Source organism: Paenibacillus sp. BJ-4 (assembly GCF_020404765.1).
Classification (GTDB): Bacteria; Bacillota; Bacilli; order Paenibacillales; family Paenibacillaceae; genus Paenibacillus.
In genome coordinates, this window is the sequence record NZ_JAIVEM010000006.1 from 62,098 (window position 1) to 76,947 (window position 14,850).

15 protein-coding genes are annotated in these 14,850 nt (G+C 47.1%); all 15 read left to right on the forward strand.

Annotated elements, in window-relative coordinates:
- The first annotated feature begins 32 nt into the window (after positions 1 to 32).
- The 15 genes from fabF (at position 33) to LCF57_RS02130 (ending at position 14,823) form a co-directional block, all read left to right on the forward strand.
- Positions 33 to 1,271 (forward strand): beta-ketoacyl-ACP synthase II, encoded by a 1,239-nt coding sequence (fabF, locus tag LCF57_RS02060; RefSeq protein WP_225999236.1) that lies wholly within the window; start codon positions 33 to 35, stop codon positions 1,269 to 1,271.
- A gap of 12 nt (positions 1,272 to 1,283) precedes the next feature.
- Positions 1,284 to 1,982 carry a ribonuclease III gene (gene rnc / locus LCF57_RS02065; protein WP_013309856.1) on the forward strand — a complete coding sequence of 233 codons (699 nt, stop codon included), beginning with the start codon at positions 1,284 to 1,286 and terminating at the stop codon, positions 1,980 to 1,982.
- A gap of 271 nt (positions 1,983 to 2,253) precedes the next feature.
- On the forward strand, positions 2,254 to 5,823 hold the full coding sequence (gene smc, locus LCF57_RS02070; RefSeq protein WP_225999237.1) for a chromosome segregation protein SMC: 3,570 nt from the start codon (positions 2,254 to 2,256) through the stop codon (positions 5,821 to 5,823).
- A 38-nt stretch (positions 5,824 to 5,861) separates the two neighbouring features.
- Entirely contained in the window at positions 5,862 to 6,878 is a 1,017-nt protein-coding gene (gene ftsY, locus LCF57_RS02075; RefSeq protein ID WP_225999238.1) for a signal recognition particle-docking protein FtsY, read from the forward strand.
- A gap of 193 nt (positions 6,879 to 7,071) precedes the next feature.
- A complete protein-coding gene (gene trhA, locus LCF57_RS02080) occupies positions 7,072 to 7,722 on the forward strand; it encodes a PAQR family membrane homeostasis protein TrhA (protein WP_225999239.1) in 651 nt (216 codons plus the stop codon).
- Between the two features lie 174 nt (positions 7,723 to 7,896).
- Positions 7,897 to 8,265 (forward strand): putative DNA-binding protein, encoded by a 369-nt coding sequence (locus LCF57_RS02085; protein ID WP_225999240.1) that lies wholly within the window; start codon positions 7,897 to 7,899, stop codon positions 8,263 to 8,265.
- 52 nt (positions 8,266 to 8,317) lie between these two features.
- Positions 8,318 to 9,694 (forward strand): signal recognition particle protein, encoded by a 1,377-nt coding sequence (gene ffh / locus LCF57_RS02090; RefSeq protein WP_225999241.1) that lies wholly within the window; start codon positions 8,318 to 8,320, stop codon positions 9,692 to 9,694.
- A 66-nt stretch (positions 9,695 to 9,760) separates the two neighbouring features.
- Complete coding sequence (gene rpsP, locus LCF57_RS02095; RefSeq protein WP_014281051.1) at positions 9,761 to 10,033, forward strand: 30S ribosomal protein S16; 273 nt, start codon at positions 9,761 to 9,763, stop codon at positions 10,031 to 10,033.
- Between the two features lie 23 nt (positions 10,034 to 10,056).
- Complete coding sequence (locus LCF57_RS02100) at positions 10,057 to 10,287, forward strand: KH domain-containing protein (RefSeq protein WP_013309863.1); 231 nt, start codon at positions 10,057 to 10,059, stop codon at positions 10,285 to 10,287.
- Between the two features lie 96 nt (positions 10,288 to 10,383).
- Positions 10,384 to 10,899, forward strand: a complete 516-nt coding sequence (gene rimM / locus LCF57_RS02105) for a ribosome maturation factor RimM (protein WP_225999548.1) — start codon at positions 10,384 to 10,386, stop codon at positions 10,897 to 10,899.
- Positions 10,900 to 11,718 carry a tRNA (guanosine(37)-N1)-methyltransferase TrmD gene (gene trmD, locus LCF57_RS02110; protein ID WP_225999242.1) on the forward strand — a complete coding sequence of 273 codons (819 nt, stop codon included), beginning with the start codon at positions 10,900 to 10,902 and terminating at the stop codon, positions 11,716 to 11,718. It begins immediately after the preceding gene.
- Between the two features lie 226 nt (positions 11,719 to 11,944).
- Complete coding sequence (rplS, locus tag LCF57_RS02115; protein WP_025717224.1) at positions 11,945 to 12,289, forward strand: 50S ribosomal protein L19; 345 nt, start codon at positions 11,945 to 11,947, stop codon at positions 12,287 to 12,289.
- Between the two features lie 101 nt (positions 12,290 to 12,390).
- Positions 12,391 to 13,017: a signal peptidase I gene (lepB, locus tag LCF57_RS02120; RefSeq protein ID WP_225999243.1), complete on the forward strand. Its 627-nt coding sequence runs from the start codon at positions 12,391 to 12,393 to the stop codon at positions 13,015 to 13,017.
- A gap of 86 nt (positions 13,018 to 13,103) precedes the next feature.
- Positions 13,104 to 13,964, forward strand: a complete 861-nt coding sequence (ylqF, locus tag LCF57_RS02125) for a ribosome biogenesis GTPase YlqF (RefSeq protein ID WP_225999244.1) — start codon at positions 13,104 to 13,106, stop codon at positions 13,962 to 13,964.
- A 211-nt stretch (positions 13,965 to 14,175) separates the two neighbouring features.
- Entirely contained in the window at positions 14,176 to 14,823 is a 648-nt protein-coding gene (locus LCF57_RS02130) for a ribonuclease HII (protein ID WP_225999245.1), read from the forward strand.
- The last annotated feature ends 27 nt before the right edge of the window (positions 14,824 to 14,850 follow it).

The following is a 14,850-nucleotide window of genomic DNA, read 5'->3' on the forward strand; positions in this document are numbered from 1 at the left end:
ACAATTTGCAGTAGACATAGAGGTGATTATCTTTGAAACAACGAGTTGTCATAACAGGAATGGGTGTAATCACTTCGCTGGGACAGGATTTGAACACACTGTGGGATAATCTGATGGCTGGAAAATCTGGCATCAGCCCAATCGAGGCTTTCGATACGACTGACTATCCTACGAAAATAGCCGCTTCCGTGAAGGATTTTAATCCAGAGGATTATATTGAACGCAAGGACGCACGTAAAATGGACCGCTTTGTACAGTTTGCGGTTGCAGCCAGTAAACTGGCGCTTAAGGATAGCGGACTTGTCATTGGAGAGAATGCGGAAGCTGAGCGTGTTGGTGTATCTGTAGGCTCGGGCATTGGCGGATTGGGTACTTGGGAGGATCAGCATCGTACATTAATGGAAAAGGGACCTAAACGCGTAAGCCCTTTCTTTATCCCGATGATGATTGCCAATATGGGCTCCGGTCAAGTGTCCATTTCACTCGGTGCCAAAGGACCCAATACATCGCCAGTAACGGCTTGTGCCACAGGCAGTCATGCCATTGGTGATTCCTACCGTATGATTCAGCGTGGTGATGCTGACGTCATGATCTGCGGCGGAGCTGAGGCGACGATTCGTCCGATCGGTATGGCTGGATTTTGTTCCATGCGGGCGATGTCCACACGTAACGATGAACCTGAAAAGGCAAGCCGGCCTTTTGATACGGAAAGAGATGGATTCGTGATGGGCGAAGGCTCTGGTGTTCTGATCCTGGAATCGCTGGATCATGCTTTGGAGCGTGGTGCGCGTATTTACGGTGAAGTAATTGGCTATGGATTGTCCGGCGATGCTCATCATATGACGGAGCCTGATCCTGAGGGTGCGGCACGCTGCATCAGAATGGCGATCCGCGATGCTGGATTGAAGCCGGAGGAGATTGATTATATCAACGCTCACGGCACATCGACTCCAGTGGGTGATAAATCTGAAACGGAAGCAGTCAAGAAAACGCTTGGAGAGCATGCTTATAAGGTGGCGATCAGCTCAACCAAGTCGATGACAGGGCATCTATTGGGTGCAGCGGGCGGCGTTGAAGCTATAATCTGTGGTCTTGCCCTTCAGCATCAGACGATTCCGCCTACGATTAATCTGGATAATCAAGACCCGGAATGCGATCTTGATTATGTGCCTAACAAGCCAAGAAAAGCGGAACTGAATGTGGTTATGTCCAATTCCTTTGGTTTTGGCGGTCACAATGCTACGGTTATTCTAAAAAAATATGAAGCGTAAGGGGTCAGTTCGTTGAGTGGAGACTTGAAGCAATTACAGCAGAAACTTCATATTCAATTCAACAATCGGCAGCTTCTGAAGCAGGCCTTTACGCACGCTTCCTACGTAAACGAACATCGGTTCAGTCAGCATGCAGACAATGAGCGCCTTGAGTTTTTAGGTGACGCTGTGCTGGAGCTGACTGTATCCGAGCAATTGTACAATCAATACCCTAACCGACCCGAAGGCGAATTGACCAAGCTGCGCGCAGCTATTGTCTGCGAGCCTTCTCTGGTGAAGTTTGCTGTCGGGCTTGAGTTCGGGCAATATGTACTGCTTGGAAAAGGCGAGGAGCTAACGGGTGGACGTACTCGTCCGGCTTTGCTCGCTGATGTGTTCGAAGCGTTCGTAGGCGCGCTTTATTTGGATCAGGGTCTGGAGGCCGTCCGGTCGTTTCTAGAACGTTATATTTTTCCTCAAATTGTGTTAAATGGTAAGCTCCAGATGAGTGATTTTAAAACAGAGCTTCAGGAACTGACGCAGCATCATAACATGGGGATGCTTGAATACAAGATTGTAGAGGAGCGCGGACCTGCCCATGAGCGCGAGTTTGTAGCCGAGGTATATATGGACAGCGAACGGCTGGGGGCAGGTACAGGTCGCTCCAAAAAAGAAGCTGAGCAGCAAGCGGCGGCAGTAGCTTTAAACCGTTTGAAGCTGGCGGAATCGTAATCGGTACCTGAGCGGCCCGGACGGGTTGCGCGAGCAGGGGACACAAAGTAAGAGCAAAGGGCAGTCCGCGGGGGAGTCCCGGCCCGCAAAGGCGAATGGACTGCGTTTTGCTCTTTTTTCGTGGCTTGGCTGTATCGCGTTGAACGTCGATGTTGAACGTTGATAGTGTGCTTTATCCAAAGTAGTCTTGTGCTACAATAGGGATAATTCATGTCCATCAGGTAAACGGTGTTGTACAAGCATATTTGAAATGTTAGAGGTGAGATTGAGCATGTTTTTAAAGCGCATTGAGCTGGCGGGCTTCAAATCGTTTGCAGATAAAACGGAAATGGAATTTGTCCGCGGCATTACAGCAGTCGTCGGACCCAACGGAAGCGGAAAAAGTAATATTTCCGATGGCATTCGCTGGGTGCTGGGCGAACAGAGCGCCAAATCACTGCGTGGTGGCAAAATGGAGGATATTATTTTTGCTGGTAGTGATGCTCGCAAGGCAGTTAATTATGGTGAAGTATCGCTTACGCTGGATAATGAAGATCAGGCATTGCCTCTGGATTTTGGCGAAGTCACGGTAACTCGTCGTGTGCATCGAAGTGGCGATAGTGAATATTTCATTAACCGACAGTCATGCAGACTTCGGGATATTACCGAGCTGTTTATGGATACAGGGATCGGTAAAGAGGCCTACTCCATTATCGGGCAAGGGCGTATTGAAGAGATTTTGAGTACCCGATCCGAGGACCGGCGAGGTATTTTCGAGGAAGCATCGGGTATCGTAAAATATAAATCACGTAAAAAAGAGGCGGTTCGCAAACTGGATGACACGGAGCAAAATTTGCTGCGTATTCACGATTTGGTCAGCGAGCTGGAGGATCAAATCGGCCCGCTTAAGGAGCAATCGGAAAAGGCGATTCATTATAAAGAGCTGCGTAGTGAGCTGAAATCAAAAGAGATTTCGATGTATGTCTATCAAATCGAGCAAATTCATACTTCGTGGAGCGACGCAACTTCCAAGCTGGCTCTGCTGCAGCAGGAGCAGCTTCAGCTGTCTACGGTGGTATCCCGCCACGATGCGATGCTGGAAAGTGAGCGCAATGAATTGCGTCAGCTTGAGGAGCAAGTCGAGCGTCTGCAAAGTGATTTGCTGCAGTATAGTGAGGCTACAGAAAAGAGCGAAGGCTACGGTGAATTGCTGAAAGAGCGCACACGCAATCTGCAGGCTAACCGGGAACAGCTTATTCTATCACTCAGCACGAGCGAGGCAAGGCATTCCGATCGCAAAAATGAACTGGATCAGCTAAATGAAAAACTGTCTGCGTTAATTGTAGAGCTTGAAGAGCTGCGTGAGAGGCTATCTGATGAAGAGGTCAAGCTGATTGGTGTCACAGGTGGTATCAGCCAGGAACAGGAGGAAAGCCTTAAAGGCAACCTGCTGGAGCTGATGAACCAGATGGCACAGGCGCGCAACGAAATCCGTTATACCGATCAGCAGAAGGAAGCGCTGGAGCGACGGGTGAATCGTGTCAGTGACGAATCCGGTAAATGGGAAGCACAAAAGGTCGAGCTGGATCAGCGCAAAAAGGGATTGGAAGCTGCCATTCAGAAGCTGGGACAGGAAATCAGTAGTCTGCGCAGTGGGTATATTCAGGGAAGTGAAAAGTACCAGGCGCTGCAAAAGCTACTGGAAGAAAGCCAAGGCACCATTCGTAAATGGGAACAAAAACGTGAGGCTCAAATTTCACGCCGAGATACGATGAAGGAAATGCAGGATGACTTTGACGGCTTTATGCTGGGTGTCAAGGAAGTCTTAAAGGCTTCGCGCAAGGAGACCTTGCACGGTGTGCATGGAGCGGTTGCAGAGCTGATTCGGGTGCCTGAGCATTTGGAGCAGGCGATGGAAACTGCTTTGGGCGCTTCCGTACAGCATATCGTAATGGAAAATGAATCGGTATCCAGACAGGCCATCAGCTTTTTGAAGCAACGTCAATTGGGTAGAGCAACATTTTTGCCTATGGATGTCATTCGCCCGCGTCAAATCGGTGCGGGAGAGCGCCAAATTGTGGAAAATGCTGAGGGCTTTGTCGGAATCGGTGCGGATCTTGTTCAGTATGACGAGCGGTATGCCGGAATTATAGGCAGTCTCTTGGGTAATGTGGTCATAGCCCGCACGCTGGAAGATGCAAATCGGATTGCCGCCCGTTGCCAATATAGATATCGTGTTGTGACGCTGGAAGGTGACGTCGTCAATGCAGGTGGTTCCATGACTGGTGGTAGCCAGTTTAAGAAAAATGCCAATCTGCTTGGACGTAAACGTCAGCTGGATCAGTTGGATCAAGACATTTTAGATACGGAGCAGCAAATTGCGAGATTACGTCAAAGCGCTGTGGATACCAAGCGCCAGCTGGAGGAGACACAGATCCAGTTGGACGAGCTGCGTCAGGCCGGAGATGTGAAGCGTGGAGAAGAGCAGCAGACGGCAATGGAGCTCAAGCAGCTGGAGCATGAGCTGCGTCATGTCCTAGAACAGCTGGCTGCGTCTAGTCAGGAGAAAAAAGGCTTTGACCAGGAGATAAAAGAGCTGGAAGCTGCACGTGAAGAAGCGTTGGTAAAGCTGGCTGCACTGGAGGAGGAAGAGAAGAAAACCCACCAAGCCATTCACGCCGCCGAATTTGCGCGTAAAGCCAACGAATCAGCCAAGGAGCAACTGCAAGGAGAACTTACGAATCTCAAGGTTAGAGAAGGCAAGCTGGATCAGGAGCGTTTTTCACTGGAAGAGCAACTGCGCAGATTGCGTGGAGATTATGATACTCTTGGCAAGGATTCGAGGCAGAATAAGACCTTGCTTGCTTCCATCGAAGCTGATCTGCTAACCAATGAGCAGGAAAGCGTAAAGCAGATTGAAAATCTCAATCAATACCGTTTGAAAAAGGAAGAAGCCTCGCAGCAGTTGGAGTTTAAGCGGGCTGCACGCAGCAGCTTGTCCAAAAAGCTGGAAATGGCTGAGAACGAGACAAAAGAGCAGCGAATTCAGCTTAAATCGGTCGAAGAGCTACTTCGTCAAACGGAAATTGGAGTGAACCGGCTTGATGTAGAGCTGGAAAACGTACTCAAAAAATTAAGCGATGATTATGAACTCAGCTATGAGCTGGCCAAGCAGCGCTATCCCGTACCGGAAGATATTGAAGGCACGCAGGCTGAAGTGCAAAGGCTCAAACACGGTATTTCCGAGCTAGGCGAGGTAAATCTGGGTGCTATTGAGGAATATCAGCGTGTGCATGAGCGGTATACGTTTCTCGATGAGCAAAAGTCTGATCTGGTGGAGGCCAAAACCACGCTCTATCAGGTTATTCGTGAAATGGATGATGAAATGTCCAAACGCTTCAAATCCACGTTCGATGCCATTCGGCGCGAATTTGGCACGGTTTTCTCCAAGCTGTTCGGAGGCGGGCGTGCCGATCTGGTACTGCTTGACCCGGAACGTTTACTGGAGACGGGAATTGACATTGTAGCTCAGCCACCAGGCAAAAAACTGCAAAACCTGCAGCTGCTGTCGGGCGGTGAGCGGGCGTTAACTGCGATGGCGTTGCTGTTTGCCATTTTACATGTTAAACCTGTTCCATTCTGTGTACTGGATGAAGTAGAGGCCGCATTGGACGAAGCTAACGTGGTGCGTTTTGCACAGTATTTACGGGAATTCTCGCAGCAGACACAGTTCATTGTAGTTACTCATCGCAAGGGTACAATGGAAGAATCCGACGTGCTGTATGGGGTTACGATGGAGGAAGGCGGGGTTTCCAAACTCGTGTCTGTCAAGCTTGACAGTGACGAAGCTGAGATTGCCTGATATCAAATAACATACTTTCAAATCAACGGAGGGAACCTATGAGTTTCTTTAGAAAATTAAAGGAAAGCATTGCAAGCAAAACGGAATCCGTCACAAAACAGTTCAAGGATGGGCTGGAAAAAACAAGAAAAGGCTTTGTTGAAAAAGTAACGGATCTGATGATTCGCCGCAAAAAGATTGATGAGGAGTTTTATGAGGAACTGGAAGAAATTCTGATTGGAGCGGACGTAGGTGTCAACACGGTTATGAACCTCATTGAAGATCTGCGGGTAGAAGTGAAAAAACGCAAAATCGAGGACGCATCCGAGCTTCAGCCTGTATTGTCGGAAAAGCTATCCGAGCTGCTGCGAGGCAATGACAATAGTCAGCTCCAAATGAGCACTAACGGAATTACAGTCATTCTATTCGTCGGAGTCAACGGTGTCGGCAAAACAACAACGATCGGTAAGCTGGCGCATCGTTTTAAACAAGAGGGTAAAAAAGTGCTGCTGGCTGCCGGAGATACGTTCCGTGCAGGTGCGATTGAACAGTTGGAGGTATGGGGGCAACGGGCAGGCGTTGAGGTCATTAAGCAGCAATCCGGTTCCGACCCGGCTGCGGTTATGTTTGATGCCGTACAGGCTGCGAAGCAGCGTCAGGTAGATGTTTTGCTGTGTGATACTGCTGGACGTCTTCAGAATAAAAGTAATCTGATGGAGGAGCTGAACAAAATTTTCCGTGTTATCCAGCGTGAAATCCCAGACGCTCCTCATGAAGTGCTGCTGGTACTTGATGCCACGACCGGACAAAATGCACTTAACCAAGCCAAGCTGTTTGGAGAGAAAAGTGGCGTAACCGGGCTGGTACTGACAAAGTTGGATGGTACAGCGAAGGGTGGAATTGTGGTGGCAATTCGCCAAGAGCTTAATTTGCCTGTTAAACTGGTGGGCTTGGGTGAAAAAATAGAAGATCTTCAACCGTTTGATTCTGAGCAATTCGTCCATGCGTTGTTTGCGGGCTTGATTCAGGAAGAGACTGGGGAAGCAACTGCTGCTGGCGAGGAAGAACAACGCTGATTTAGATCGTGCAGGATGGTCTGGAAAGTTTGGATGACGCCTTGTAATCGTATAACTTTTCAGGTTTGGGGCTTGGGTTGGTCCTGTTGCTGCTTGTGATGGTGGAGATATATAATGAGAGCAACGGGTCTGTCGATGCCGGATATATATTGTTGTATATAAAATACTTTACAGAAAGCCGGGTGAAGAACCGATGGCGAACACCTATACTTATTCCCGACGGGAGGAAGTAGCCAACGCGATTACACATGGAATTGGAGTCGTTTTAAGTGTAGCGGCGCTTGTGCTGCTCATTGTTTTTGCCAGCTTAAAAGGAACTGCTTGGCATGTGGTCAGCTTTACGATTTACGGGATAACAATGCTGCTGTTGTACACCAATTCCACGTTGCTTCATAGCTTGCGTGAAGGGAAATTGAAGGATTTGTTCGAAATATTTGATCATTCCTGCATTTACCTGTTCATTGCGGGCAGCTACACCCCGTTTATGCTCGTTGCACTGCGAGGGACTTTGGGCTGGACGCTGTTTGGAGTGGTTTGGGGTATCGCTTTGTTCGGTGTGCTGTTCAAGGCGTTCTTCACCAAACGCTTTCTGTTCATGTCTACCGTGTTCTACATTGTGATGGGCTGGCTCATCATCATTGCCTGGAACCCTCTGGTGGCGGTAGTTCCCGCCGGAGGGATGACGTTACTGTTCGTAGGTGGTCTTCTGTACACGTTGGGCACGATTTTCTATGTGTGGCGTGCATTTCCGTATCATCATGCAATCTGGCATCTGTTTGTTTTGGCAGGCAGCACACTTCATTTTCTGGCTGTTCTGCTGTATCTTACTCCAGTCAGGGTTTAAGAAACAGAGGGAAAAAGTCGATCCGTAATTCTATTTAAGAATTGTGGATCGGCTTTTTTTTATATGACAAGGGATAACGCTTGACATCTTCTTTTCTTTTATGTATCATAAGGAACGTTGAAAAGAACTGTAAAGTGTTTTTCCTTGACGATGGAGGTAATGGAGGTATCGGTGATGAGTCAGGAGAATCGGCTGGAAAAAACAAACCGAATTAACCGACTGTTTGACTTCTATGAACCTCTCCTTACGGAGAAGCAACAGATGTTTTTGAAATATTACTTCCATGATGATTTTTCTCTGGGAGAAATTGCTTCGGAATTTGAAATTAGCCGTCAGGCAGTGTATGAACATATTAAACGTGCCGAACAGGTACTTGAAATGTATGAGGAAAAGCTTGGATTGCTGAGTAAGCATGAACGCAGAAGCCAAGATCTGAAAGAACTAAACACAGCGTTGCATGAGGCATTCGGTAAGATGGGCGAGGCCCATGAAGGCACTCTGCAGCATGTTCATCAAATTGTAAATCGCCTGCAGGAATTGTAGGTCATATAAATGAGTAGACAAACAACCCTGGTAGACAAGGAGGTGCGAAAGTATGGCATTTGAAGGATTATCGACACGCTTGCAAAATGTATTCAGTAAGCTGCGCGGCAAAGGGAAAGTGTCTGAGGATGATGTAGCTCAGGCGATGCGTGAAGTGCGATTGGCTTTGCTTGAGGCGGACGTTAACTTCAAGGTTGTAAAGGACTTTATTGCCAAGGTAAAAGAGAAGTCCGTTGGTAAGGAAGTGATGGACAGCTTTACGCCAGGCATGGTCATCATCGACATCGTGAACAAGGAACTGACCGAGTTGATGGGTGGCAGCCAGGCCAAGCTTGCCAAAGCAAACAAACCGCCTACAGTCATTATGATGGTGGGTCTCCAGGGTGCAGGTAAAACGACGACGTCCGGTAAACTGGCGAAGTTGTTGCAAAAGCAAAATCATCGTCCGTTGCTTGTAGCTGGTGATATTTATAGACCGGCCGCAATCAAGCAACTCCAGATTCTGGGTGAGCAGATCAATGCCCCTGTATTTACTCTCGGAGATCAGACAAGCCCCGTGGATATTGCAAAGCAGGGTTTGCAGCATGCTAAGGATAACGGTAACGATTACGTTATTATAGATACTGCTGGTCGTCTTCATGTTGATGAAGAGCTCATGGAAGAGTTGCGTCAGATTCATGCTAACGTCAAGCCAGACGAAGTTCTGCTGGTGGTAGATAGCATGACGGGGCAGGACGCGGTTAACGTTGCAGAGCACTTTAACAGTAGTCTGGAGCTAACGGGGGTTGTATTGACGAAGTTGGATGGTGACACCCGTGGTGGTGCGGCCTTGTCAGTTAAGGCTGTGACTGGCTGCCCGATCAAGTTTGCTACATTGGGTGAAAAGCTGGATGCGATGGAGCCTTTTCATCCGGAACGGATGGCTTCACGGATTTTGGGTATGGGCGATATGTTGTCCCTGATTGAAAAAGCGCAATCCAATATCGACGCTGACAAGGCGAAGGAAATGGAACGGAAAATGCGCAATGCCGAGTTTACGTTCGAAGATTTTCTGGAGCAGATGGATCAGGTTAAAAAGCTTGGCCCGATTGACCAGATTCTTGATATGATTCCCGGCATGGGCAACATGAAGCAAATGAAAGATGTCAAAGTGGATGACAAGCAGATGGGCCGTATTGAGGCTATCGTGCATTCAATGACTACACAAGAAAAGCAAAATCCGGACATGATTAATCATAGTCGGCGCAAACGGATTGCTGTAGGTAGTGGAACATCGCTGGCAGAGGTAAATCGTCTGATCAAACAATTTGACGAAATGCGCCGCATGATGAAGCAGTTCTCAGATATGATGGGGCCTAAAGGTGGTAAAAACAAGGCTCTTAAGCAGTTGAAGGGTATGGGTAAAGGCTTGAAGTTTCCATTTCGTTAAGGCCCTGAGGCCGTTGGGATAATGGATAACAATATACAGTCTACTTTTTGAAGGAGGTGAATTTTCGTGGCAGTTCGTATTCGTCTGAAACGTATGGGTGCGCATAAAGCTCCTTTCTATCGCGTCGTGGTATCTGATTCCCGTTCCCCGCGTGACGGTCGTTTTATCGAAGAAATCGGTTATTACAACCCTATTACAGTACCAGCGGTTGTAAAAATTGATGAAGATAAAGCGCTGAAATGGTTGCAAGATGGTGCACAAGCATCCGATACAGTCCGCAACTTGCTTAGCAAAGCGGGCGTGATGAAAAAGTTTCATGAGCTTAAACAACAGAAATAAGGTGCTGATTCGGAGGGTCAATTATGGAAGAATTAGTGATAATCATTGCTAAGGCTTTAGTCGATCATCCGGAAGATGTAACCGTGAAGACCTTGGAGAAGGATCGGCTTGTTGTATATGAGCTTAGTGTGCATCCTGAGGATGTAGGCAAAATCATTGGCAAGCAGGGTCGCATCGCCAAGGCGCTTCGCACTGTGGTTGCATCAGCAGCCGTTAAGATGGATAAACGGGTTACCGTAGACATCATATCTTAAAGATATACGAAAGTGGGTTAGGATGTATGTCCTAACCCTTTTTCGTACATGATGAAGATGATATGGAGCGGACCGATTACATGCAGGAGGAACATGATGCAGCAATTGTTTAATGTCGGGAAAATTGTGAATACCCATGGAATTCGTGGCGAGCTTAAAATATTAGCGACAACTGACTTTCTAGAAGATCGTTTTGCCAAAGGTAGCGAGCTATTGATTGTTCCGGCGGATGGTAAAGCACCGATTCCCGTAACTGTCGAGACAGCGCGTTTTCAAAAAAATATGGTCATCGTCAAATTTAAGGAATATCACAATATCAATGATGTTGAAAAATATAAAGGTACTTTGTTGAAAGTGTCTGCTGAACGTCTAGGTGAGCTGGAAGAAAATGAATTTTATTTTCATGAAGTTATCGGCCTTGAAGTCATTACAGAAGACGGAGAAAAGCTTGGTGTGGTCAAAGAAATTTTGACTCCGGGAGCCAATGATGTATGGGTAGTCAAAATGCCTAGTGGCAAGGAACTGTTACTGCCGTATATAGAGAGTGTTATTTTGAATGTAAACGTGCGCGAAAAACGGGCTACGGTACGGTTAATGGAAGGACTGCTGTAAATGCGGCTGGATGTGCTGACCCTGTTTCCTGAAATGTTTGATGGTGTATTTAATGCAAGTATTCTGGGAAAAGCAAGGGATAAGGGAATAGTTTCACTGCAAGCGATTAATTTTCGCCAGTATGCCGGAAACAAGCATGGACAAGTAGATGATACGCCCTATGGCGGTGGGGGCGGCATGGTATTGAAGCCTGATCCTATTTTTGCCGCGGTGGAAGCGCTGTTGGATGAATCAGAGCGTTCCATATTAGAGGGTTCCGATGAAATCGTCCATAATGAAAAAAACGAAGCAAACGCTGATTTGAAAGCTCCGCGTATCATTTTGATGTGTCCACAAGGAGAGACCTTTACGCAAAAGAAAGCGGAAGAGCTGGCCCAAGAGGACCATCTTATTTTTATATGTGGACATTATGAGGGCTATGATGAGCGGATTCGCGAGCATCTGGTAACTGATGAGCTTTCTATCGGCGATTATGTACTGACTGGTGGAGAACTGCCGGCGATGGTCGTTATTGATAGTGTGACACGGCTGCTACCGGGAGTGCTGGGCAATGAAACAAGTGCAATTACAGACTCATTTAGCACGGGACTGTTAGAGTACCCGCATTATACCCGGCCTGCTGAGTTTAGGGGCTGGAAAGTACCTGATGTGCTGCTGTCGGGGCATCACGTTAATATTGATGCCTGGAGACGACAGGAAGCATTGCGCCGTACGGTCGAACGCCGACCTGACCTGCTGGAGAAGGCTGAACTGACAGGTAAGGAGCGCGAGTGGATTGAGGAGCATTGCAAACCGGACTGTTCGGGGAATAAGCGTTAAAGCGCTTTAGCCATAAGTGGATTTGAAAGCAGGTAGTGACCTGTTCTATAATGAAGTCAATTAAATAAAATGTTTGGTCAAATCCCTTTTTGTTGTTGCAATGCGGTAACCTCCATGATACAATAAATCTGTTGTGTGTAATACGGTGGTCCTCTGTGGATGATGAAGGAAACGGATGTGTTTCCAGAAGAAGCATGAACACCTGTACGGAAGGAGGGAGTCATAGATGAATATCGTCCAAGCGATCACTGAAGAACAACTGCGTAAAGATATGCCTAACTTTCGTCCTGGTGACACTTTGAAAGTGCACGTGAAAGTTATCGAGGGAACTCGTGAGCGTATCCAGTTGTTTGAAGGTGTAGTAATTAAACGCCGTGGTGGTGGAATCAGTGAGACTTTTACAGTTCGTAAAATTTCTTACGGTGTAGGTGTGGAAAGAACTTTCCCGCTTCATTCCCCAAAAATCGATAAAATCGAAGTGGCTCGCCGTGGTAAAGTGCGTCGTGCGAAGCTTTATTATCTTCGTGAACTGCGCGGTAAAGCAGCGAGAATTAAAGAAATTCGTCGTTAATACAACGAATAACGAAAGGGGCTTGGTTACAAGCTCCTTTCGTTTTTTCTACGTACATAGGGAACTGTGGATTATTGACCGTAAAGAGAGGACAGTGAGCTATGGAGCAAGAAGTAGGACAAGGAGCTGCACAGCAGCCAACCGATCAGGATGGTACGCCCAAACGTAAACCAAAAAATGAGATTTTTGAGTGGCTCAAGGCCATCATTATTGCGTTAGTGCTTGTCTTTTTAATCCGTTGGCTTCTCTTTAAGCCGTTTATTGTGGATGGACCGTCGATGCAGCCTAACTTTCATACCGGAGAACGCGTCATTGTAAATGAAATTTTGTATGATTTCCGTGCCCCTAAACCGGGTGAAGTGATTGTGTTCCATGTTCCGGAAGAAGGAAGAGACTTCATTAAGCGTGTCATTGCCGTTGCGGGTGATACGGTCAAGGTAGAAGGCGACACGATTACAGTGAATGGTAAGCCAATTCAGGAACCTTATCTCAAGGCCCCTTTGGCAGAAGCGCATCAAAATGGCGAGCTTTACAATAAGTTTACCAATTTTCCAAATGAGAAGTTTAAGAATGGAAAAGTTCCAGAAGGGCATATTTTTGTTATGGGCGATAACCGTTCCAATAGTACAGACAGTCGGATGATTGGATATATTGATTTGAAGGAAGTTGTGGGCCGGGCTGACGTTATTTTCTGGCCAGCGAAGGATATGCAGTGGATTAACCACTAAACTAACTAATATGCAGGAAAGCTGCCGTAATTCTAGCTAACGCCTAAAAGGCTAATGCAGGAGTTGCGATCAATGAGGTGATGACGGTGACGATTCAATGGTTTCCTGGTCATATGACCAGAGCGCGCCGCCAAATTGAAGCAAAATTAAAGCTGATTGATTTGGTAATTGAGCTGATTGATGCTCGATTGCCGCTTTCCAGCCGAAATCCAATGATTGATGATATTTTGCAAGGGAAGCCGCGAATGATTATTTTGAATAAGGCAGATTTGGCAGACCCGGTAGTATCGCAGCAGTGGATTGCCTACTTTAAGGAGCAGGGGCAAATAGCCTTTCAGGTGGATGCTACGACAGGGACAGGGATGAAGGAAATTCCGGTTCAGGCCAAGCTGTTACTTAAGGAAAAAATAGATCGACAGATTTCCAAAGGAATGAATCCGCGTCCTATACGTGCTTTGATTGTCGGTATTCCGAATGTCGGCAAATCGACACTAATCAATCGAATGGCAGGACGTAATATTGCAGCTACGGGTGATCGTCCGGGGGTAACGAAGGCACAGCAGTGGATCAAGACCGGAGAAATTGAGTTGCTGGATACACCGGGTATTTTGTGGCCTAAATTTGAGGATCAGAATGTCGGCTATCGTCTAGCAGTTACAGGAGCGATCAAAGAAGAAATTCTCAACGTAGAGGATATCGCCTTTTTCGCTACAAAATATTTTGTCCAATATTATTGGGGTGCCATGGCAGAGCGTTTTGAACTTACCGAACGTCCTGAAGATATAGAAAATCCTGATGATGTTGTCAGTGTTATGGAAGCCATCGGACGTAAACGTGGCTGTATTGTTAGTGGCGGACGTGTAGATCTCGAAAAGGCGTCAAAAATTATTTTACGTGAGCTGCGTGCAGGGAAGCTGGGACGTTTCAGTTTGGAAGCTCCTTACTGATTGTGGTCGGTGTGCCCGAAACAGAACATAGCAAATTGCGGCAAGGAAGAACCTTCCCCATCTCTCCGGAGAGGAGGAAGGTTTTTTGGTATGTAAAGGCAGATAGAAAAGGGTTTTGGACGGTCCGGGTCTGTGGTAAGCTGAATTACATCATACAGAGCTACGGCATGAATGAAGCGTTAAACTACATATAGATGGGCAGGTATTGAATGTGGAAGATAAAGTGGTAGTGGTGAAGGATATGCTGCACTATGAAAAAAAGTGCTGGGAGCAGTCCTGCGAGCGAATCGCTGGTATCGACGAGGTAGGGCGAGGGTGCTTGTTCGGGGATGTTGTGGCTGCAGCCGTTATTTTACCAGTAGGGGAGTTGCTGGAGGGTGTAGATGATTCCAAAAAACTGACGGACAAGAAGAGAGAAGCATACTACGAGCTCATTATGGAGAAGGCCATTGCTGTAGGAGTAGGCTATGTAGATGCACGGACGATTGATGAGATCAATATTAAACAGGCAGCTCGTTTGGCCATGAAGCAGGCTATTGAAGCTTTATCTGTATCTCCTGATTATTTACTTGTGGATGCTGAAAAGGTGGATGTCCCCATTCCTCAGCTGTCTATTATTAAGGGAGATGCGAATAGCCAATCTATTGCTGCGGCTTCTATCATCGCGAAGGTTACCCGTGATCGGCTGTGTAAAGGCGAATGGGATGCAAAGTATCCGGAATACGGAATTGCCATACATAAAGGCTATGCAACCAAGTTGCATAGGGAACAAATATTGGCACTAGGACCTACGGAGATGCATAGATGCAGTTTTTTGGGTAATTTGCTGACAGAGCAGCCAACGCTGTTTGATCTGTAAAGCCTTATTATGAAACGGGACTATGCC